Source organism: Symplocastrum torsivum (assembly GCF_059505465.1).
Genome location: NZ_JCACKQ010000026.1, coordinates 37,880 through 59,054 on the forward strand (window position 1 = coordinate 37,880; position 21,175 = coordinate 59,054).

Consider the following 21,175-nt stretch of genomic DNA (forward strand, 5'->3'; position numbering starts at 1 on the left):
GTTGAGAAAATTTCTAACCGTCGTTTTTAAAAGAGTTGTAGGGATGAATGAGTAAGACAGTAGAGTTTTTAATTTGTAAATCCAAAACTATTAACCGGATAACTAGATGTTGTTGGAATTACTACGCACCACAAATGTAAAAGGGTAGTTTGCGAAGTGAACTTTCCTCATTCATAGCTCATCATTTCTGAATTCATCAAAATCCACGAATTATTAGAGCTGAGCTTAAATAGACTATAAACTTTCCTACAGGTAGAGAAATTTGCAGGACAAAATATTTGATAAAACAGCAGTTATCTGTTGCTTTTCCTATAGCTGGTGCTTTATCCGGAAATAAATCACCGATACCAGCCTCCTCAAATTGATTGACTTGCGATAAGCCTGATTTAAGATCAACTGACAACTGACCAAGAACGATGCCGTAGTGTTGCCTCCCACCCTGATGAAGGACTAGCATAACGCCACCGCTCGTTGTGAGTGATTGAGGAGTGAAGAATGATGCAAGAACTAAAGCCAACTACGGATGTTACGCCTAGACAGCGTGAAGAAACGCTCAAGAACACTGACGAAGCCAGAGGCGGGCTTTGTCAACGGGCTTGGGTTGAAATTGATCATGGGGCATTATCCGATAATGTACGGCAACTGAAGACGCTTTTGACTCACCCGACGCAACTGATGGCGGTGGTGAAAGCAGATGCTTATGGTCATGGTGCAGTGATGGTTGCCCAAACGGCGCTAGAAGCGGGTGCGGCTGGACTTTGTGTTGCTACATTGCCCGAAGGAATTCAACTTCGGGAAGTTGGAATTTCAGCACCAATCTTGCTTTTGGGGGCGACGAATACGCCAGCGCAAATTGAGGCGATCGCACATTGGCAGTTGCAACCGACGATTTGTACTCCCCAGCAAGCATTAGTGTTTTCGGAAACGCTTGGGGAGTTGAAAACAACACTGCCAGTGCATCTAAAGCTAGACACGGGAATGTCACGCTTAGGGATGCCCTGGCAAGAGGCAACGCAGTTCGTGCAATTGGTACAGCGGTTGGCTTATCTGGAAATAAAGAGTGTCTACTCTCATCTAGCTACGGCTGACAGTCCTGACCCTACAGTGATGAGATTACAGCATCAGCGGTTTGAAGAAGCGATCGCTCAGCTTCATAAAGCGGGTATCACTCCCCCTAGTTTGCACTTCGCGAACTCGGCTGCCACCCTCGCTGACCCAGCATTGCACTACGATTTAGTACGGGTAGGGCTTGCCCTTTATGGACTTTACCCCGCTGAACATTTGCGACCTGTAGTTGACCTTAAGCCAGTGATGCAGGTAAAAGCACGGGTAACCCAAGTCAAAACAATTCCCCCTGGAACGGGTGTCAGCTACGGTTACCAATTCATTGCTGATCGAGAACTGCGCCTTGCCGTTGTTGGGATTGGCTACGCTGACGGCATCCCTCGCAACCTCTCCAACAAGATGAAAGTACTCATCCGAGGTCAACAGGTGCCGCAAATTGGGGCGATTACAATGGATCAACTAATGCTTGATGTTAGTGCAATTCCCGACTTACAAACCGAGGAAGTCGTAACGCTAATCGGACAGGATGGAACTGCTCAAATTTCCGCTGATGATTGGGCACAATCGTTGGGAACAATTTCTTGGGAAATTCTTTGTAGCTTCAAGCATCGCTTACCGCGTGTAGCTGTTGCTAAATAAGAAGCATATTTCTTGCTTGTAGGACGGGCTGGAAAGCCCGTCCAGATTAGGCAAATTAGTCGTTAGCGCTAACGGCTTAGCCACCGCTAATTTTCGCTTTGTAACCAAGCTGTATCAGAACTTCAACAAGCTTCTGAGTATGGTCACCTTGAATTTCAAGGCTATCGTCCTTAACTGTGCCACCACTACCACACTGATTTTTGAGTTGTTTGAGTAGCTGAGTTAAGGTTTCAGGTTTAACTTGAAAACCAGTAATTACTGTTACTGTTTTTCCCTTACGACCCTTACGTGAAGCTTGGACTCTTAGATTTTGCTGGTTAGGCGGTAGTTCCTGAACAGAGCGTTCAACAGCAGCGGGAGTGCTAGTAGAACCAAACTCACTATAGACAATTCGATTGCCAGAAGAATGCGAGTCGGAAGACTTATTTTTGGATTTTGATGAAGCCATATCTAGTAATGTCTCTAACAGCAATTTTACTTAACTAAGCGCAATTCTACTGTCCCGATCTGTTCCCTCTAAACAGGAAGTAGAGTGAATTTCTCTTGAACCTTTTCCTTTTCTGTTTGGAGGCAGTCCTCTAAACCATCCTGATCATAGGAGATGTCCCTTGAACACCAAGAGTATTCACTTAAGCTCGAATCCGATACTGCGGATTCATAACACAGGTACATCAAGCGGCTATCACTGCTTTGGACTAATTCCTCAGAGCTAAAAACAATCATCCAGTTGATTGAAGCGACTGCATGAATTGTGATCGCTTTCGTTCACCGTACCTTGAGAATAGCTCGATACCACACTTCCTTAAAGCACAGCCATACTGCTACCCACCAGGATTCATTCATCATGAGTACAACTCTGAACACCACTTCGACCCCTAGCCGCGAACAACTAAGCCAAACTCGACAGAGAATTGACAACCATATCCACAGTATTGACATCCATCCAGACCGTCGAGCCGGTTCCTACCCCTACTATTTGTTCCACGACGCTGGACAAGCCGTTCGCGGTACAGTACTCATCTTTCATGGCTTCAGTGGTGTTCCTCATCAGATGTGGCGTCTAGCGGACTACTTGTTTCGGAATGGATTTAATGTCTATCAGGCAACCCTAGCTAACCATACCTTTCTCCCTGCCGCGAAATATTGGCCCCAAGTCGATCTCAAGCCTGAGATTCTGAATCCCTTGCGGGAGAAGGTGCAGCAAGACCCTGTGTTACAAAATTACTTAGCCAATTTTGCCGCACAACCGGATTCTCAAAGCCCTAGTCCTCAACAACAAGCTGCCTTGGTAGCACGGCTACTGATGCTTGAGCCGCGTTTATTGGAGATTGTGGCAGCCGCAGAAAATGAGACTGACCCGAACTTTGAGCGCTACTTTGATTCGTCTCACATGGATTTTTTGACGGATGCACAAGCACGTCTGGCAGAACTAGGGGCGATGCCTGGACCAATTTTCACAGTGGGGTTATCAGTTGGTGGTGCAACCGCACTTGCCCTAGCCGCTGCTAGACCAGACCGCATTAAGCGAGTCGTTGCCTTTGCACCACTGCTGAAGGTTTATGACCCACAGCGTGAGCGATATATTAATTTGGCGGGTCCCTTGGATATCAGTGAGACAGGTTGGGACCCCTCTCTACGTTTTCCTGTAGGCGCATTTACAGCAGCCGCTCGATTTGGTACGTTTGTGCGGCAACCGAAAAACATCAGTGTCCTAAAGAACATTCCCACGTTTCTGCCTCTGACAGAAAATGAAGATGCCGCCCATGTTCAGACTAACCTAGACTTTTTTGAAGCGATCGGTGGCAAGAACAAGGGGCATTCCTGCTATCTCTATCCTGCTAGTGATTTGGTGCCACATCCAATGGTAGACTCAACGATTGTTAGCCAAGGAATGACGAATCGTTTTTGGCAAAGTCTCTACCAGGAAACCTTCCACTTTCTATGTACTGGTGCGATCAATGCTGGCAACATGAGTAATCTGGAGCAAGATCCTAACTTACCGCAGGTGCCACCGCTTAATTCATGAAGTTGGGGAGTTGGAGAGGGAGGGAGATGGGGAAGGTGGGATAGAAATTACTCTCTCATCTCCCTTAAACTGCCCTTTCATCAGTACCGATATAACACCTTGTGCAGGGGGACTGGGGGCGGCACTCTGCCCCCACCGGAGCTTTAGTGAGGAGGGGGTTTGGGGGGCAACGTCCCCCAATCCGGGTTTTTCCAACAAACGATTACTTTTCGCTTAAGAAGAGTGCCATTCGTCCTAAGTCCGATAAGCAAGAGCAAAGCGGTCAATACCTGCTAAATCTGGAACTATCTGAACCTGGCAATAACTACCTTGCTGATGCAGCAGATGGACAACGGTATCAGCTTGCCCTGCCATCATTTCAATTAACCAGATACCACCAGAACGCAGATAATTCGGCGAGATTTCAATTAGCTGCCGAATGCAATCTAGACCATCAATACCACCGTCAAGGGCGAGATGCGGTTCATGGTCACGCACTTCTGGTTGCAGCTCTTGTAGCCAACTGCTGGGGATGTAAGGAGGGTTTGCGACCATGCCACTCACCTGACCTTTAAGAGCGTCGAGGGGTTCCCACCAAGAACCTTGATGGAACTGAATTCGCTCTTGCAAGCCGAGCTGTTGAGCATTAAGTTGAGCAATGGCTAAAGCTTCAGTACTGTAATCAACAGCGTGAATTGTGGCAGTTTTAAACGAATCTGCCAGCCCAAGTGCGATCGCACCACTGCCAGTTCCTAAATCCGCCCAATGCCCCGATTCTAGCTGTGGAGTTGGACTATTCTTCACAGCCTCCACAGCTAAGTCAATCAGATATTCTGTTTCTGGGCGAGGAATTAGGACAGCAGGTGAAACGTTTAGGGAAAAATGACGCCAAGGGGTCACTCCAACCAGGTATTGAATTGGCAATCGCTCATAAAGACGTCGGTGCCATAGCTGGGATAGTACCGACAGAGGATATCGTAATTCAATTTGCGATCGCGCTTTGAAGGACTCTAAACGTAGCGTCAGCGAGTCAAGCCCAGCCACTTCTTGCAACAGCCAGTCTACTTCTGCACTAGGAATCCCCACCTCCACAGCAGATTTTTGGGCATCGTGACGCCACTGCCAGAGTTCCACTCCTGTTACAACAGGACATGCTGGAGAGTTTTGGCTTTTAAAACTCTTTTTTAGCATCACGACTGCCCAAACCTTACATCCTTACCTTATTGCTGTGGACGTTGAGGTGCAGCAGGAGCTTGCTGTGAACCTTGAGAAGCGGAGAGACCACGTATGTATTCTAAAGATTCCCGCGATGGCACAAGTACGATGTTATTCAACTGCTCATTATTGCTACTTTGCAAGGTCTGAATTACGCCCTCCAGAGTCACAGCTTCCACCTTGACTGTGGATGCCATGTTCGGCTGTTGCTGCTTAAAGCGGTCTACCAATCCCTGCAATTGCTCTTTCTCAAAGAAGAAAGGAATAACCTGCTGACCATTCTGCTGAATCGTTAAATACCCCTGATCTTCACCACCTTTCGCGACAAACAAGGGTGTACCTTGGAATTGTTGCGCTTGCTGACCACTTTGGGTCATCAATGCCTGTGCTGACTGTACCTGCTGCTGCACAGGAATGAAGGCAAAATCCAAGCCTTGTGGCTTGTTCTGATTTTCTCGATCTAGCTGGTAAACTTCCCCTAGCGAGACAGGCACAACTTGCACAGTTCTGCCCAGTTCAGGACTTTCCGCCTTCAACCGCTCAACAAAACTTTGAGCATCCCGTTGGCTAATAAAGACACCTGCAACTGACACAGCTTGATTTTGGTTTTGTCCCTGTCCCTGTGGCACTGAGGCTACTAGAGGTGACCCTTGTGCATCAGTGACAGTAAAGACAGGTACAGAGCGCAGCTTTTGAAAAACCTGATCTTCTGTCAATGCTAGCGCCCGCAGATTTTCTGTAGAGAAGGAGCCTATCAGCGCACTCCCGACTAAACCTAATATTGCGCTCAAGCGAACCAATGATTTCATCAAAATTACCTCAGCGTTTGACCTTAGATACCTCGTCACAATAGAATACCGCTCTCGCAATAGGATGACATATTGAGACGATTTAGTGAACTCACTGCATCCAATTCAGATTTTTCCACCCTATCGATTTTGCGGGCTAATTTCCACCGTTAACTCTTAATTTTTTAGTAACTCTACAGTGACCCTTTTTTTTGGGTCAATTTTCCTGACTCTGTTCAATATCGAATGTTCCATCCACTATCTTGATGGTCAGTGAATTAAAACGCTCAAACCCAACGTTAGGGTCTTAGCTCTGAAATCAAGAAAATTTAAATCGGGATGACAGGATTTGAACCTGCGACATCCTGCTCCCAAAGCAGGCGCGCTACCAAGCTGCGCTACATCCCGTTTGCATACCTAGCTAGTATAACTTGCTTTTTGCTCTTGTGTGTCAAGTTCCTCACAATCCTAACACTCAATCTGGATACCAGAACATACCTTTGATGCCTTCTGGGTCTGCCATAAAGCCCATTCTTCGATAGAAATTCACAACATGAGGGTCTGCAAATAGAGTGATATTACTGATGTCCTCACTCCGCAGTTTCTTGATCATGTACTTCATCAACGCCTTACCAAATCCTTTACTTTGGAATTCTGGATGAACCACTACATCCCAGATTGTGGCATTGAACGCATGGTCAGATGTTGCACGAGCGAAGCCGATGAGGCGTCTAGTGGTACCTCGTTGCTGCCACATCGAAACCACCAGGAAACTATGCTGAATAGCTTTTCTAACTTTTCGCATAGGACGCCGAGACCAACCAACGGCATCACAAAGTTCTTCTAATTCATAAAGGTCTAGTTCTCGCTCTGTACTGAAAAATATGCGAGAACCACCATCGGTGCGATCGATCGTCCCTTCCACTGCATCCCCTTCCAACTGTGTCTGTGGCGAGGCAGCGTCAGAACTGCTAAAAAAGCTTTTCCAAAAACCCATGCAGGTGCAGCTGTGGCATTTTCATACGTTGCGCTCCACAGTTTTGCAGGACTTCTTTTCCTTACGGATAGATGTTCTACTCTGTAGAGTTCAAACTTGACTATATATGAAGTGTATCCCAAACCCCAGAGGGACAACCAAGAGTGGGCTTGTTGAACTTTTGTCAGGTTTATGCTGTCTACGCAGCGATTAATGGCTGCTAGTTTCACATACCGCCCTGTGTCTTTGGTATGAACTGAGAATTTTTAAGAATTCTTATCGCACCAAATCTCGCCAAAACTTCGTGAACTTGATAATAACACAAGAGCTAGATTGTTTTCTCTTGTCCTGCCATAAGATGCCTTAAAAAATCAGAAAGTGCAATCTGGTTATCCTCCGAGACTGCCTGAAGATGCTAGGATGCTTCTTTCATCTAGCAAAGAAGGAAACTCCAGGAAAAGACCTTCTTTAGTTAGACTGAGGCTATTGAGCAGGATTTGTGAGAGATTAATCCAGATATAGCAGCTTCTTCTCTAAGAAGTGTTTTTGGCATTTCTCTAGCAAAAAGCTTTGACAAAAGCGATCGCTTAAGCCGACTTCATTCCTCAGTTCGCATCTTCCCCTACTTATGGCTGCGGGTTTAAAATCATCCACACTAGAGCTACTGAAGCGCTTCAATCGGGCGTTTCCTCAGTTCTATGAGCAGTTTGTCAGTAGTGAAATCCAACTACAAAACCTCAGGCTTGCCTATCGGCTTTACAAAACTAAACGTGCGGTAATCGAGCTAAAACCAGAAGGCTCTAAAAGTGCCCTGCATTTTGCTTACCGTAACCAGTCTTTTCTCCTGAGTGACATCTTTGGTGTTCTGGCTGCCTATGGGCTGACGATTCACAGTCTCAGCCTCTATGGTCAAATCACTCCACCCATGCTGGTATTTATCAAGCTAGTTGTATCTCGTGGCAGCAAAGCCCTAACTAATAAAACAGCAGAAAATGTCTGCCGCGCTGTTCGCGAAGCTTTGGCAGGGCGTTTTGAAGTAGAAGAAATGCTAGCCGTAGAGTTTAATCTCGACGCTGGTTTGGAGCAGGTAGAAACAGAATTTTATGTCGATCCTGTTTTCCACCTCCCAGCGCTGTTGATCGAAGCAGACAACCAACCTGGCTTATTTTACAAAGTGATGTACGCTATCTGGCAAGAAGATTTACTAGTCGTCAATGCTAATTTGCTTGTATGGCGCGGACGAACTCGTCTGATTTTGTACTTACTCGGACCTAACGAAAGCTTAATTCCTGAGTATTTGGGTCAAAAAATTGCCGAAAGTGTGCGGCAGCGATTACTAGGGCGCCGATTTTAGGAATTGAGAGAACTGCTTCCTTGCCCTCCTGATCTCCCTTCTCTTCTTCTCCACTCCCATGACAGCCCCAGTACTCATTCTCCGATAGGATGAAAGTATGGCAACCATTAATATTTTGGGAGCGCCCCACGCCTACGAATTAACACCTCCCACTGAACCCTCTTCTCCCGTCCTTGTTTTCATCCACGGCTGGCTTTTGAGCCGTAGCTACTGGCAACCCTTAATTGATAGGTTGGCACCTGATTATCAATGCCTAATTTATGATCTGCGAGGCTTTGGGGAGTCTCAGCCCCCAGTAGATAAAACTCACAGGACACGCTCAAACCCTGACACTGAATTACTAAACAAGTTGAATACTGGGGAGGTATCAACCTCTCGCTACACCCTAGCTGCCTATGCGGCTGATTTAGGTGTTCTGCTCAAAGAGCTAAACATTGACAAAGCATGGCTGATTGGTCACTCTCTAGGCGGTAGCGTTGCCCTCTGGGGAGCATCTGTTGCCTCAGAGCGTGTTAAGGGAGTCATTTGCCTTAATGCTGGGGGTGGTATTTATCTTAAAGAAGAATTTGAACGCTTTCGGGCTGCGGGTCAAGAGTTTTTGAAACGACGCCCCCGTTGGCTATGCTACATCCCTTTAGTTGACTTGTTGTTTACACGAGTTATGGTTGCACGCCCCTTGGAACGTCGATGGGGGCGTCAGCGCATCATTGATTTCGTTGTTGCTCACCCTGAAGCCGCGCTTAGAGCTTTACTGGATTCCACAACAGAAGCTGAGGTTCACCGTTTGCCTCAGGTAGTGTCACAACTCCAGCAGCCAGTTTATTTTATTGCTGGTGCTAAAGATACAGTTATGGAACCCAAATATGTACGCCATCTCGCCAGCTTTCACAAGCTCTTTCAAGGCTGTGGGGAGAATGTGATTGAAATTCCTAGTTGTGGACATATGGCAATGGTAGAGCAGCCAGATGCCGTTAGTATTCAAATTCGTAAGATTATTACTAGCTACGATAGTGTCAAATCCGAGAATTAGAGAACTTGCACAAAATCCTCTGGGGATGGCAAACACGTAAGAGATGGTTACGCTTTGTGTAACTGTTCTGCCTGAGGACTTAAGACGAGACATATTAGCAACAGTTGTCATCTTTGAATCCAATGCCGTTAAGGGTCGGGTGAAATCCTACCAATTGTGTCAAGTGAAACTCGTTTCGTTAAGTTAGGCAACAGTTGCAACTATTTTCCTCCCTACCCTACCTAAATTGAGGACAAAGACAAACGTCATCTTCTGTACTAGGTGGGTAATGCTGCGACAAGATCCCCGAAATTACCAAATACTGTTTCTCTCACTCTTCTTATTTTTAGGTATTGGAACAAGAGACTGGACATTACGACCTGACTTGATTTTAGTTGTGATAGTTACCTGTCTTCTGACTCAGTGGTTAGCGATATTTGTCTTAGAAAATTCTCAAGGAAAGCTTCTAAATCTGCTGACAAAAAAGTCAGAACTTATTGATAAAAGCAATCCTGCTTTTATCACTTTTTTTAAACTGGCTTCACTCAAGAGTGCAATGATTACCGCTTTAGGTTTGAGCTTACTTCTGCGGGCTGATCATTACACCACAATGATTCTGGCAGGTTCCTTAGCAATCCTCAGTAAATTTCTATTTCAAGTTGAGCGCAAGCATTTTTTTAATCCTGCAAACTTTGGCATAATTGCTGCTCTCATCTTTACGAATGATGCTTGGGTTTCTCCAGGACAGTGGGGAGATGATGGATGGTATGCCCTGTTGTTTTTAGGTACTGGAGGTATGGTCTTAAAACGTGTAGGTCGCTGGGATACAACAGCAGCGTTTTTAGGTACTTATGCATTACTTGAAGCGATTCGGAATCTATGGCTAGGTTGGGCTTGGGATGTCTATTGCCACCGATTAATGAGCGGTTCTTTGTTATTGTTTGCCCTATTTATGATTACAGACCCTCGCTCAATTCCTAAGGCACGGATTGGTCGATTAGTTTGGGCTGGGTGTATCGCTATCCTCAGTTTTATTTTGCGAAACTACTTCTTTGTTTCTAGTGGAGTCTTCTGGGCTTTGTTTGCTCTTTCACCTTTAAGTGTGCTGTTGGATGTTATTTGGTCTGCACCCCAGTTTTCTTGGTTATCAACGGTTTCCAATGCAGATAGCCGTTGTATTGAAGTAGCAACTGAGCGAGAGTCTGAGCAATATTCTAGAGCCTGAACTTAATCACCTCATAGGAGTTTGTCATGAAGTTTATTCGTGTCCTGATTAGCCTATTGCTAGCTGTTGTGATTGTTATTGGTTTTACTCCAACAGCCTTGGCATTTTGTGGGTTTTATGTGGCAAAAGCTGATACAAAGCTTTACAATCAAGCGTCTCAAGTTGCGATTGCTCGTAATGGCGATCGCACTATTCTCACGATGGCAAATGATTATCAAGGGGAGGTTAAAGATTTTGCGCTTGTGGTACCAGTGCCTGTCGTTCTCCAGCAAGACCAAGTGAACGTTGGAGAACCCAAAATTATTGAACGGCTTGATGCTTTTAGTGCCCCTCGACTCGTAGAATATTTTGACCCAGACCCCTGTAATCCTCCTAGAAGGCAGGCTCAGGTGCGCTCTCCAGAACCGATGGGAGATGCAGGAAGTCGTACAGATGAGAGTGCTTTGGGTGTAACGGTAGAAGCTCGTTTTTCAGTCGGGGAATATGACATTGTTATTCTCAGTGCTAAGGAATCTAACGGTTTAGAAACCTGGCTAAACCGCAACGGTTATCGGATTCCACAAGGGGCAAATCAGCTACTTCAACCCTACATCCGGCAAAACATGAAATTCTTCGTTGCCAAGGTCAATCTCGAAGAATTTGAAAAGGCTGGCTACCAATTCCTGCGTCCCATCCAGATGGCTTACGAATCGCCAAAATTTATGCTGCCGATTCGTCTAGGCATGATGAATGCGACCACTGAACAAGACCTGATTGTCTATGTGCTATCGCCGAAGGGTCAGGCAGAGATTACGAACTATCGCACTGTAAATGTGCCTTCGGATGCGGAGATACCCATCTTCGTCAAGAATGAGTTTGGTGATTTTTACAACGCAATGTTCCAAACCGCATACACTCGTGAAGGGAAGAAAGTAGCCTTTCGGGAGTATGCCTGGGATATGGGTAGCTGTGACCCTTGTTCGGCTGACCCTCTGAATCCAGAAGAACTAAGGAAGGCAGGAGTATTTTGGCTCACGCCAAATATGCTTAATAATGTTTTTATTACTCGTTTGCATGTTCGCTACACTCGCGATAAATTTCCAGAAGATTTGATGTTTCAAGAAACGTCAAACCGTCAACAGTTTCAGGGTCGCTATATTTTGCGTCATCCCTTTACAGAGGAGATGACGTGCCGAGCTGGGCGAGTGTATCAACGGTCGTTGAGCCAACGATTTGAACAAGAGGCTCAGACTTTAGCGAAACTAACAGGGTGGAATATTCAGGATATCCGCAAGAAAACCAGTGTCACTACTTCCGATCAGCAAACTCTTTGGTGGCGAAATGTTTGGCATTGAGGGTATTGACTTAGGCAGTAGTGCCAATAGTAAGGGCGCAAGACTTGTGCGCCTAGGAGGCTGAACTACTAATCAGATCAATTTCATCTGTTAGTCCAAATCTGAATTTTTCTTATCTTGAGGAGGTGCGATGAAGCAATTTCGGCTTTTAGTAATGTTACTGCTAGCGTTGGTGATTGTTATTAGCTTTGCTCCAACAGCTTGGGCATTTTGTGGGTTTTATGTGGCAAAAGCAGATACAAAGCTTTACAATCAAGCGTCTCAAGTCGTTATTGCTCGTAATGGCGATCGCACTATCCTCACGATGGCAAATGATTATCAAGGAGAGGTTAAAGATTTTGCACTTGTTGTCCCAGTGCCTGTAGTTCTCCAACAAGACCAAGTCAATGTTGGTGACCCTAAGATTATCGAACGGCTTGATGCTTTTAGTGCCCCTCGACTCGTAGAATATTTTGACCCCGACCCCTGTAGTCCTCCTCCTGTAAATAGAGTAGGTGGCGCAACTAGAGGAGGGGATGGCGGGGATGTCGCACTCCAATCTTCAGCAGCCGATAATGCCTTAGGTGTAACGGTAGAAGCCCGTTTTTCCGTAGGGGAATATGACATTGTTATTCTCAGTGCTAAGGAATCCAATGGTCTAGAAACCTGGCTCAACCGTAACGGGTACCGGATTCCCCAAGGGGCAAATCAGCTACTTCGACCCTACATCCGCCAGAATATGAAATTCTTCGTTGCTAAGGTTAATCTCGAAGAGTTTAAAGAAGCTGGTTATCAATTCCTGCGACCGATTCAGATGGCTTACGAATCGCCTAAATTTATGTTGCCGATTCGCTTAGGCATGATGAATGCAACAACTGAGCAGGATTTGATTATTTATGTATTATCCCCTCAAGGTCAGGCAGAGATTACAAACTACCGAACTGTTAATATTCCCTCAGATGCGGAGATACCTGTCTTCGTTAAAAACGAGTTTGGTGATTTCTACAACGCAATATTCCAAACAGCCTATACTCAGGAAGGTAAGAAGGTCGCTTTTCGGGAGTACGCTTGGGACATAGGTTGGTGTGACCCTTGTTCCACTGACCCGCTAAGTCCAGAAGAACTGAGGAAATCAGGTGTTTTTTGGCTTAGACCAAACACCCCCAGTAATGTTTTTCTTACCCGTCTCCATGTTCGCTATACACGAGATAAGTTTCCAGAAGATTTGATGTTTCAAGAAACGTCAAATCGCCAACAATTCCAAGGACGATATATTTTACGCCATCCGTTTGTTGCTTCACCCTTTACAGAAAATGTAAGTTGCCCTGCGGCTCGACAATATCAGCGGTCGTTGAACCAACGATTAGAAAAGGAAATACAGACTTTAGCTAAGTTGACCGGATGGAATGCTCAAGATATTAGAAAGAAAGCTAATCTTTCTCAAAGTCAATCGGCTCCTTGGTGGCAAAATGTTTTGCCTTATTGACACTCCCCTGGCTCTCATCCGAGGGGATTCTAGTTTCACAGACAGAACTTGCTCTACCAGGGTTGCCCCAAGTAGCGTAGAGGCTCCATCTCCACTAGCGTTACTTCCCGGATGCCCTCCGGTAGTTGCTTTGAGCAAAATATTTCTTGCTGCGTTGGTATCCCTGTGAAGAACGCAGCCACACGAACAAATATGAGTACGAGTGCTGAGCGATTTCTTGACAATCACCTTACACTGACTGCACTCTTGGCTTGTGTACTGCGGGCTTACGGCAGCAGCTAGTCTCCCAAACTTGGTAGCAAAATGCTCTAGCCACTGCCTGAACTGATACCAACTAGCATCAGCAATTGATTTTGCTAAACAGTGGTTCTTGAGCATATTCGCTACTCTTAAGTCTTCATAGGCGATGATGTCGTTAGACATACATACGTTACGCGCTAGTCTTTTAGCGTGTTCATTCCGTTGCCTACTTACTCTCAAGTGTTTTCTGGAATACTTAGCCCTTGCTCTCTTGCGACCTGATGACCCTTTTTGCTTCTTGTAGATTTGACGCTGCACCCGTTTGATGTCGGTTTCAGCCTTCCTCAAGAATTTAGGATTGGGTTCTTGATGCCCATTCGAGTCAGTGTAAAACGATTCAATGCCCACGTCCAAACCAACAGACTGACCCGTGGGGGGTTGAATATCAACACATTCGACATCTACCGCAAACTGACAGTAATACCCATCAGCACGTCGGACTAAACGAACTCGTTTGATTGATTTGACATCGTATTGATGGACATCCCATTTACCTAAAAGCTTCAGTTCACCAATTCCCTTTTTGTCAGTAATTGTGATGCGTCGCTTAGTTTTATGGAGTGACCAGCCTGATGTTTTGTACTCTACAGAACGGTTGTCTTTCTGAAAACGTGGGAAGCCTTTCTTACCAGATTTCTTAGACTTGCAGTTAGACGCTCGTAGACTCGCTACCGCTACGCTATCGTAAAACCGAGAGATTGCCAGCCATCCACGTTCAGCAGCAGCTTGTACTGCCATTGAGTTGAGGTCTTTTACAAATGAGAACTCATTGCGTAATTCTGTCGAATATTTGTTCAAAGCAAATCGATTGATTTTGGCATCTTTAGGCGCGTCCATCCAGTAACGAATGGCTTTGTTTCTGATGAATTGCACCGTTCTGATAGCTTCCTCAATAGCCTTGTACTGACTTGGCTTTGCTTTGATTTTGTATTCGAGAACTCGCATCTTGTTTTCCCCTCCTTGGTTTTATTATACTAAATGTATAGCTACTTGACAGGACGCTTGGATGAAAACAGAGAAAATATTTTTAAGAGTCACTGAATACGAAAAACGGCAACTTAAAGAAGAAGCCGCTAGACGTGGTATGACCCAATCGGAACTAATTAGAAGTTTAATCGCTCGTTTCCCTGAACCAACGCAGGATAAATCCTGCTAACTCCCTTTCATCCCTCCTCTCTCATAGAGAGGGTTTTCAGGCTTGTTCCTTATAAGCTGTTGTACCTCTAGAGCGCCAGTCCATTACTCAAGATTTTGGGGTTATCAATGTTTGAGAAGGGGCAATTGATGAATTGTCCCTTGGACTAGAATGACAGTACTTGTAGTAAGCATAGTCTTGGTTAATGCGATCGCCTTTTAGCTACCTGGGATGAAAGAAACGCGATCGCGTCTACACAATTTCATCCAAGCTTTCCACTGAATAACGTGCCATTGTGATAGTCTGCGGCAACACACCCACTAAAAGTGCCAATGCTTCGTCTGGCAGTTGAGCCATTGTTTCAGAGTCAAAGTATTGCTCAAATTGGTTGAGAAGCAGCTGAGCACGCCGCAAGGGTACGGGGTTGTCTGTAATTTGTCGTGTTAGGCGAATCCACTGCCGCCGAATCATATAAGACCGCTGTCGCTCATCAGCTGAGCCAGGGCTGTCCAATAATAAATTACCGAGTGGTAGCACTCCCTGACAATCCCAATCAAATTCTCCTCCTACTGCGGCACCAGGTCCCGCAAACTCAGCATGATAGCGCTTGTAGAGAATTAAGCCATTCCGACGTCGGCTGTTAACAATCCGCAGGTCATTCAGGGAAATCAACTCATCGTTGAACCAAAACCCTCCGGAAAAAGGAGGTCTTTTCCTTGGTGGTTCTGGTGGCTCTCCTGAGCCATCATCTTCAGTATTAGGTGTTACCGAGTCATTCAAGGATTTAGGCTGAGAGGCATGTATGACTACAGGATTCTTCGCTATTATCTCCCAACTTGAGATCTTCTGCTGGTTCATAGGCGTAAACGGAAACTCTCAAGAAAGTAAGTGGCAATAAATTTAGGAGAATACTTGTTAGTAAAAAGAGTGAAAAATACCTAAGCTAACATCAATGCTCCCTCAGAAATTGCTCCGCTAAGCTGAGATATGACACTTTACTGCACTAAAGTAGTGTTTGATTGATTGTTGATTATCACTAAATTATTAGCAAGAAAAGGATAATAATTAATAACAACCAAGCAAGAGAACTAGAAACAGAGTAGTAATTGTTATATGGCTCTTAATCCTCAGCTCCAGCCGCCTTGAGTAGTTGTACAACTTCAGGGTAACTATTGAATTGTGCAATCATCAAGGCAGTATAGCCACCCTGGTTTTTCACATTTATGTCTACACCCGCGTCAAGCAAGGCTTGCACTGTATCGGTATAACCTCGATGCGCTGCCCACATCAAAGCCGTTGCACCTGCATTATCAATGAAGTTAGCCTCTGCCCCGGCGTTCAATAAGTATCGCATGACCTCAGTGTCGCCTCGGTCGGCTGCCTTCATCAAGATTGTTTTTCCGTCAGCATATCGCTTGTTGGCATCTGCCCCTGCATCTAGCAAAACCTTAACCGTTTCTGCATGACCCTGAGACACAGCTAAGGTTAGTGGGGTTTCACTTAAGTTTGTCGCGTTGATGTCTGCCCCTTTCTGCAGCAAAGCTTTGACAATTGCTGTATGACCGTGCAAAGCTGCCAGCATCAACGCGGTGTCACCTAGTTGATTTCTAGCATGGACATTAGCTCCTCGTTGGAGAAGGGCATCCACGACATCGCTATAACCTTCTACAGCAGCAAAGTGCAAAGCTGTCTCTTGGTCTTTATCCTTAGCCTTGATGTCAGCACCCGCATTGAGTAAAGCCGTAACAACTTTTGTCTGCCCTCCAGCAGCAGCTGCCATCAGAGCTGTCCCTCCCACTAGGTTGTGGGCATTTACATTAGCCTCAGTATCTAGTAAAGCTTGTACCACAAAATCGTGACCTTGGTCAGCTGCCAAGGTTAGAGCCGTCTCACCCTCTTCGTCTTGGGCATTAGCATCAGCACGACTGGCTAATAAAAGCTGCACAACTGATAAATACCCCAGCTCAGCCGCTTGCATCAGAGCGGTTCTACCGTCAATGTTAGTAGCATCTGCACTTACCCCTAGCTCTAACAAAACTTGTACCGTCGGGGTGTGACCTTCACTTGCTGCTAGGCTTAAAGCTTCCACACCAACTGTGGCATCGCGGCTAGCTTCTAGCAAGAGTTTCACAACTGTACTATGACCTTCTTGAGCAGCTAGGCTTAAGGCACTATCTTCATCCTTGTCTTTGGATTTGACATCAGCACCAGCAGCTAGCAGGATTTGTACGACTGTTGTAAACCCTTTATGGGCTGCCACCATTAACGCTGTGCTACCGTCATCATTTTTGGCGTTGACATTAGCACCAGCAGCAACCAACGTTTGTAGAACGTCAACTCGATTAGCGGCTGCTGCTAACATTACGGCTGTCAGACCATATCGTTTTCTTGGCAAGTCGAGATTCGCACCCGCCGTGATTAATACCCGAACAATCTCGGTGTATCCCTGCTGAGAAGCAAACATCAAAGCGGTGGTGCCGTCTTGGTCTGTCGCATTGACATTAGCTCCTTTAGCCAAAACGGCTTGGAGTTCAGTGAGATCGCCGCGTTGAGCTGCTTTTAGCAGTAGGACATTTGTGTTCAAGGTCATCTCTCAAGCCTTGTCAGTAGCGCATAGCCAACTTAGCGTTAAATTGGCTATTTGAGAAGTAGCTCTAAAGAGGGATGCCCTCAAAAGCTAATCAAACCTTAGAGAAAACAGTAGCTGTGCTAAGTTAAGTTTCATCAAGATTCTTAAACCGCTCTCTTGAACACTATGAACCTCGAAATCCCAGAATCAGTTAAAGTCTGGTCTCAATTCATTCACCCCGTATTAATGTGGGCACTGCTAGTAATCTCTGTTTATGCGTTGTATCTGGGTCTGAAAATCCAGCAGACTAGAAATGCTGAAGGTGATGCCAAAAAAGAGCTGATCAAGGGTCGGTATAACGTCAAGCACTACCAAGTGGGTTCAGTGCTGTTAGGCTTGATGGTCGTTGGTGCGATCGCAGCACTGGCTGTTACCTACATCAACAATGGCAAGCTATTTGTTGGTCCCCACTTGCTGGCTGGCTTAGGCATGACTGGACTCATTGCGGTTTCTGCATCTCTTTCGCCGTTCATGCAAAAAGGCAACAATTGGGCACGCTTCACCCACATTGCCTTAAACATTGTTCTTCTAGGGCTATTTGGCTGGCAAGCGATAACGGGTATGCAAATTGTAGAAAGGATTATCAGCAAGATGTAACGTTGTAGCTCCAAAGCTGTCAGCTATCAGCTATCAGCTTTTTTGTTTTCCTTGCTGTGTCTAGAGGCGAGTCCCACTTGCTTCGAGCAGATTTGGCGGAAAGCTGACTGCTGAAGAGCTATAATTTAGTGCCTTTTGGATTTTTTTGGCATCGGTAAACCCAGGCTGGTGTGAAAATCTTCCTGGACTTTATGGGTTAGGCGGCGGGAAACTTGTCGCACAACTTGGCGCAAAATGCGATCGCCTGTGCTTTGAATTAAGGAATGGGGCAACTTATGGATAAACTTGGGGAACCTTATCGCAACACTCAGGTCAAGATTCCACTCAACGCGGGTGACAGCTTTCGGTAGCGGCAAACCCTTATGCTCTGACTCCTGAAAATACTCACCTGCCGGGACTTCTACAAATGCCTGAGATGCCTGAAAGTCCACATCATAGCCTGGAGCTTCATAGTTCGGAACGGGGACTGTCTGAATTCGATAGATCCCATCCTGTTGCGGTAACAACTCCAAGCCAACTTTCGGCTCTACTTCATAGCCAAATGCCCCAAATTGCCCAATTACTACAGCATAGGCATTTTGTCCAATTGGTTCTACCTTCATAGGGTGGGCACAATGGCTAAACCAATTCTGGTGAGCATCCAGATAGTCAATAACTTGCTCTTGCTCAGCATACATCTCCATACAGTCTTGAAAATGACTGTGAAAATGAGTCAGCTCACTGGCTGATAGGGGTGATTGTGGCACAAAAGTGTCAGTTTTTGAGTAACTTGATTGAGCATTCAAATGCGCTTGCTCTACTTCAATCTGTCGATTGTCAGCGAAATGCGACTGCATAGTAAGCTTCCTTAGTATTGGTTGCCTTTGCTAGGTTAAGGATTCCCACTGAAGGTTCAAATTTTCACTTTAACTCTGAGCAATTTACGGTAAAGACGAGTACATATTTAGAAAGTTCATACAATTAAGGAGTAGATTTCACTGCCATAAGAGAGATTTCTCGCTCACTTGAGCATAGCTTGTGAGTCTTGCAGTCAACCATGTTGGTTTACGGAGAGGAACGATGAAAGCATTTGTTGCTGGAGCGACAGGCGAAACAGGACGTCGGATTGTGCAAGAGCTGGTTAAGCGCAACATTCCGGTTCGAGCTTTGGTGCGGAACTTAGAGAAGGCGAAAGAAATTCTGCCTGCGGAGGTGGAATTAGTGGTAGGTGATGTGTTAAAGCCAGAAACTCTTAGTGCAGCAATTGCAGATAGCACCGTCATCCTCAGTGCTACTGGAGCAAGCCCCAGTATTGACCCCACTGGACCTTATAAAGTGGATTATGAGGGCACCAAAAATTTAGTAGATGTTGCAAAAACGAAGGGCATTGAACACTTGGTTATGGTTTCTTCTCTGTGTGTCTCCCAGTTTTTCCATCCCCTCAACTTGTTTTGGCTGATTTTGGTATGGAAGAAGCAAGCAGAAGAATACCTTCAGAAAAGTGGCTTGACTTACACGATTGTGCGACCAGGGGGTCTTAAAAACGAAGATAACCCAGACCCTGTGGTGATGTCATCGGCTGATACATTATTTGACGGTAGTATCCCGCGTACGAAAGTAGCACAAGTTTGCGTCGAAGCACTCACACAACCAGAGGCGCACAATAAAATTGTAGAAGTGGTTGCTAAACCAGAAGCTACCGATAAAAGCTGGGAGCAGCTATTTGCTAGCGTGGCTTGATAGGTGAGGTGCAACCGCCTCTTTTTAGCCTTGTCAAGGACTATTAAACTTGGAACGTTCATCATCCTTGTGGAAGTCTGTAAGTTTAAAATTTCAGGAAGAGTTTTTCCGGAAATCTACCTTGAGGAATTTACTTGCTAGCATCGGTGCCTTGGGGTTAATGGTCTTGCTCCTAGAGTTCTATGCAGGACAGTTGGCACAGCGATCGCATATTTTTTCTAATTATCCCACAGGTACCCACGGAACCCCTCCGTTGGTCATGAAGGGGGGCGATCCTTACATTCGCGCTTTAATGCGAACTATCACTGCCAGCGAAGCGAATGACTCCGAACCCTATTCCCTTCTCTATGGCGGTGAGCGTGTCTCGGATTTGAGCCGTCATCCTGAACGTTGTGTGCCAATTGTTGCTGGCCCCAATGTCGGCAACTGTACAACGGCAGCAGGACGATATCAGTTCATCAACACAACCTGGGATAACATGGCCCAGCGCTATCATCCTGGGCCTTCGGGTTTCCTGTTTTGGAAGAACTACAGCTTTGAGCCAGAGTATCAGGATGAGGTGGTTTACCGCTGGCTGAGTGACAAGCAAGCTTGGGGCGTTGATATTTCAGAAGAACTGCGGCAAGGGAACTTGAGCAATGTCTTGCGGCGGCTTTCTGGCACTTGGACAAGTCTAGGTTATGGGATAGAAGATAATGCGATGACTGGGTACTTGCCAGGGGTTTATAAGCGGATGCTTCGGGAAGAATTGGCGAAAGCTGGGTAAATCGTAGTCAGGGCTTACGCAGAACCTCTACCTGTAGGGTGGGCAGTGCTACCGTCGTCAAGGTGGTAGGTTTTAGGTGGTAGGGTGAGCGGCGAGTTTTGGAGTTAGAATTTCCCCGAAGTGCTAATATGACCAAGTCTTGAGCTAGATTTTCCCCTAAAACCTACCACCGACGACGTAACACCTTGACCTGAGGAATGGGTTGCGATCGCATCCTCTTCTTCTATGGTTCTATGATCGTATACACTCAGAATCTCTTGACGATTCAACGTCTTACTGCTCTCAAGCCAATAATTCATCGATTGCCACACTAAAGCCATTCAGAACAGTCTGAGTGCTGACTACTTCTCCTAACGTCAATAAAAGGTGTTTCTCTTGGGTAATAACGATAATCCACTGACTCTCAGGAAATACTAACCAGACTTCTTGGCAACCTGATTGTAAATACTCTCTAGCCTTAGCAAATAACTCTTCTCCACTATCATCAGGAGAGGCTATCTCCGCAATGAGTGGAAAGCTTTGAGGTAGTGCAGTAGAACCTGCGAATTGTGTAAATAATTCTGGTGTCAGGTACGAAACATCAGGACGACGACCTTGCTTAGTAGTACGACAAAGTGCTTCAGTGTAGACTTCTCCACCCTGCCCACTGGAGAGCATATGATTTCTCCAGTAAGAACCTAACCTTAATTGAATCTGACCGTGCCTTAATGTCATCCCTGTTTTCTCGATTATTTGCCCATCAACCCACTCATGATCATCGACGGGATGATTCATAAAATCGTCGATTGAGATGGGTTTCAGTTCAGGCACCGCAACCATAAACACCTACCTGTGTTTTAACTATTATTACAACCTATTTTATAAGTCTTTCAATGAAGCAAATCTAAGTGCGATCGCTTTCTTCCACAAGATTAAGGGCAATCGCTTTTTTTGTCTGAGTAGTACAAAGCGATC

Annotated in this window: 21 protein-coding genes and 1 tRNA gene; 11 read left to right on the forward strand and 11 right to left on the reverse strand. The window is 45.7% G+C overall.

Going from position 1 to position 21,175, the window contains the following annotated elements; all coding sequences use genetic code 11:
* Positions 1 to 196: 196 nt before the first annotated feature.
* Complete coding sequence (locus AC5JL3_RS08985) at positions 197 to 457, reverse strand: hypothetical protein (RefSeq protein ID WP_496074160.1); 261 nt, start codon at positions 455 to 457, stop codon at positions 197 to 199.
* A gap of 38 nt (positions 458 to 495) precedes the next feature.
* Here AC5JL3_RS08985 and alr point away from each other — a divergent pair, with 38 nt between their 5' ends.
* Entirely contained in the window at positions 496 to 1,704 is a 1,209-nt protein-coding gene (gene alr / locus AC5JL3_RS08990) for an alanine racemase (RefSeq protein WP_496074161.1), read from the forward strand.
* Positions 1,705 to 1,780: 76 nt separating this feature from the next.
* Here alr and AC5JL3_RS08995 read toward each other — a convergent pair whose 3' ends face one another.
* Positions 1,781 to 2,152: a translation initiation factor gene (locus AC5JL3_RS08995; RefSeq protein ID WP_496074162.1), complete on the reverse strand. Its 372-nt coding sequence runs from the start codon at positions 2,150 to 2,152 to the stop codon at positions 1,781 to 1,783.
* A 396-nt stretch (positions 2,153 to 2,548) separates the two neighbouring features.
* On the opposite strand from AC5JL3_RS08995, the gene AC5JL3_RS09000 reads away from it, so the two are divergent.
* Positions 2,549 to 3,730 carry an alpha/beta fold hydrolase gene (locus AC5JL3_RS09000; protein ID WP_496074163.1) on the forward strand — a complete coding sequence of 394 codons (1,182 nt, stop codon included), beginning with the start codon at positions 2,549 to 2,551 and terminating at the stop codon, positions 3,728 to 3,730.
* Between the two features lie 234 nt (positions 3,731 to 3,964).
* Here the strand turns inward: AC5JL3_RS09000 and prmC are convergent, their stop codons facing one another.
* The 4 genes from prmC to AC5JL3_RS09020 form a co-directional block, all read right to left on the reverse strand.
* Positions 3,965 to 4,900: a peptide chain release factor N(5)-glutamine methyltransferase gene (gene prmC / locus AC5JL3_RS09005; RefSeq protein WP_496074164.1), complete on the reverse strand. Its 936-nt coding sequence runs from the start codon at positions 4,898 to 4,900 to the stop codon at positions 3,965 to 3,967.
* 29 nt (positions 4,901 to 4,929) lie between these two features.
* Positions 4,930 to 5,733, reverse strand: a complete 804-nt coding sequence (locus AC5JL3_RS09010; RefSeq protein ID WP_192222511.1) for a Tic22 family protein — start codon at positions 5,731 to 5,733, stop codon at positions 4,930 to 4,932.
* A gap of 313 nt (positions 5,734 to 6,046) precedes the next feature.
* A tRNA-Pro gene (locus AC5JL3_RS09015) sits at positions 6,047 to 6,120 on the reverse strand.
* Between the two features lie 67 nt (positions 6,121 to 6,187).
* Complete coding sequence (locus AC5JL3_RS09020) at positions 6,188 to 6,709, reverse strand: GNAT family N-acetyltransferase (protein ID WP_192222525.1); 522 nt, start codon at positions 6,707 to 6,709, stop codon at positions 6,188 to 6,190.
* 607 nt (positions 6,710 to 7,316) lie between these two features.
* On the opposite strand from AC5JL3_RS09020, the gene AC5JL3_RS09025 reads away from it, so the two are divergent.
* The 5 genes from AC5JL3_RS09025 to AC5JL3_RS09045 all read left to right on the forward strand — a co-directional run bounded on the left by AC5JL3_RS09025 (position 7,317) and on the right by AC5JL3_RS09045 (position 13,075).
* Positions 7,317 to 8,042, forward strand: coding sequence for a hypothetical protein (locus AC5JL3_RS09025; RefSeq protein WP_192222526.1), 726 nt, complete (start codon positions 7,317 to 7,319; stop codon positions 8,040 to 8,042).
* A 97-nt stretch (positions 8,043 to 8,139) separates the two neighbouring features.
* Complete coding sequence (locus AC5JL3_RS09030; RefSeq protein ID WP_496074165.1) at positions 8,140 to 9,072, forward strand: alpha/beta fold hydrolase; 933 nt, start codon at positions 8,140 to 8,142, stop codon at positions 9,070 to 9,072.
* 268 nt (positions 9,073 to 9,340) lie between these two features.
* Positions 9,341 to 10,276, forward strand: a complete 936-nt coding sequence (locus AC5JL3_RS09035; protein ID WP_496074166.1) for an RnfABCDGE type electron transport complex subunit D — start codon at positions 9,341 to 9,343, stop codon at positions 10,274 to 10,276.
* A 26-nt stretch (positions 10,277 to 10,302) separates the two neighbouring features.
* Positions 10,303 to 11,610, forward strand: a complete 1,308-nt coding sequence (locus AC5JL3_RS09040) for a DUF2330 domain-containing protein (protein WP_496074167.1) — start codon at positions 10,303 to 10,305, stop codon at positions 11,608 to 11,610.
* A 130-nt stretch (positions 11,611 to 11,740) separates the two neighbouring features.
* Entirely contained in the window at positions 11,741 to 13,075 is a 1,335-nt protein-coding gene (locus AC5JL3_RS09045; protein WP_496074168.1) for a DUF2330 domain-containing protein, read from the forward strand.
* Here AC5JL3_RS09045 and AC5JL3_RS09050 read toward each other — a convergent pair.
* Positions 12,974 to 14,320 carry an RNA-guided endonuclease InsQ/TnpB family protein gene (locus tag AC5JL3_RS09050; RefSeq protein WP_496074169.1) on the reverse strand — a complete coding sequence of 449 codons (1,347 nt, stop codon included), beginning with the start codon at positions 14,318 to 14,320 and terminating at the stop codon, positions 12,974 to 12,976. The genes AC5JL3_RS09045 and AC5JL3_RS09050 overlap by 102 nt on opposite strands.
* A gap of 61 nt (positions 14,321 to 14,381) precedes the next feature.
* Here AC5JL3_RS09050 and AC5JL3_RS09055 point away from each other — a divergent pair, with 61 nt between their 5' ends.
* Positions 14,382 to 14,531 carry a plasmid mobilization protein gene (locus tag AC5JL3_RS09055; RefSeq protein WP_496074170.1) on the forward strand — a complete coding sequence of 50 codons (150 nt, stop codon included), beginning with the start codon at positions 14,382 to 14,384 and terminating at the stop codon, positions 14,529 to 14,531.
* A 231-nt stretch (positions 14,532 to 14,762) separates the two neighbouring features.
* Here the strand turns inward: AC5JL3_RS09055 and AC5JL3_RS09060 are convergent, their stop codons facing one another.
* Positions 14,763 to 15,368: a hypothetical protein gene (locus AC5JL3_RS09060; RefSeq protein ID WP_496074171.1), complete on the reverse strand. Its 606-nt coding sequence runs from the start codon at positions 15,366 to 15,368 to the stop codon at positions 14,763 to 14,765.
* A 262-nt stretch (positions 15,369 to 15,630) separates the two neighbouring features.
* Positions 15,631 to 17,100 carry an ankyrin repeat domain-containing protein gene (locus AC5JL3_RS09065; protein WP_496074172.1) on the reverse strand — a complete coding sequence of 490 codons (1,470 nt, stop codon included), beginning with the start codon at positions 17,098 to 17,100 and terminating at the stop codon, positions 15,631 to 15,633.
* Positions 17,101 to 17,265: 165 nt separating this feature from the next.
* Between AC5JL3_RS09065 and AC5JL3_RS09070 the strand changes: the two genes are divergently transcribed.
* Positions 17,266 to 17,736 (forward strand): DUF4079 domain-containing protein, encoded by a 471-nt coding sequence (locus AC5JL3_RS09070; protein WP_496074173.1) that lies wholly within the window; start codon positions 17,266 to 17,268, stop codon positions 17,734 to 17,736.
* A 125-nt stretch (positions 17,737 to 17,861) separates the two neighbouring features.
* On the opposite strand, the gene AC5JL3_RS09075 is transcribed toward AC5JL3_RS09070, so the two are convergent.
* A complete protein-coding gene (locus AC5JL3_RS09075; protein WP_496074174.1) occupies positions 17,862 to 18,572 on the reverse strand; it encodes a DUF1997 domain-containing protein in 711 nt (236 codons plus the stop codon).
* Positions 18,573 to 18,795: 223 nt separating this feature from the next.
* On the opposite strand from AC5JL3_RS09075, the gene AC5JL3_RS09080 reads away from it, so the two are divergent.
* Entirely contained in the window at positions 18,796 to 19,455 is a 660-nt protein-coding gene (locus tag AC5JL3_RS09080) for an SDR family oxidoreductase (protein ID WP_496074175.1), read from the forward strand.
* 49 nt (positions 19,456 to 19,504) lie between these two features.
* Complete coding sequence (locus AC5JL3_RS09085) at positions 19,505 to 20,221, forward strand: glycoside hydrolase family 24 protein (protein ID WP_496074176.1); 717 nt, start codon at positions 19,505 to 19,507, stop codon at positions 20,219 to 20,221.
* Between the two features lie 282 nt (positions 20,222 to 20,503).
* On the opposite strand, the gene AC5JL3_RS09090 is transcribed toward AC5JL3_RS09085, so the two are convergent.
* Positions 20,504 to 21,040, reverse strand: a complete 537-nt coding sequence (locus tag AC5JL3_RS09090) for a Uma2 family endonuclease (protein ID WP_496074177.1) — start codon at positions 21,038 to 21,040, stop codon at positions 20,504 to 20,506.
* Positions 21,041 to 21,175: the final 135 nt, after the last annotated feature.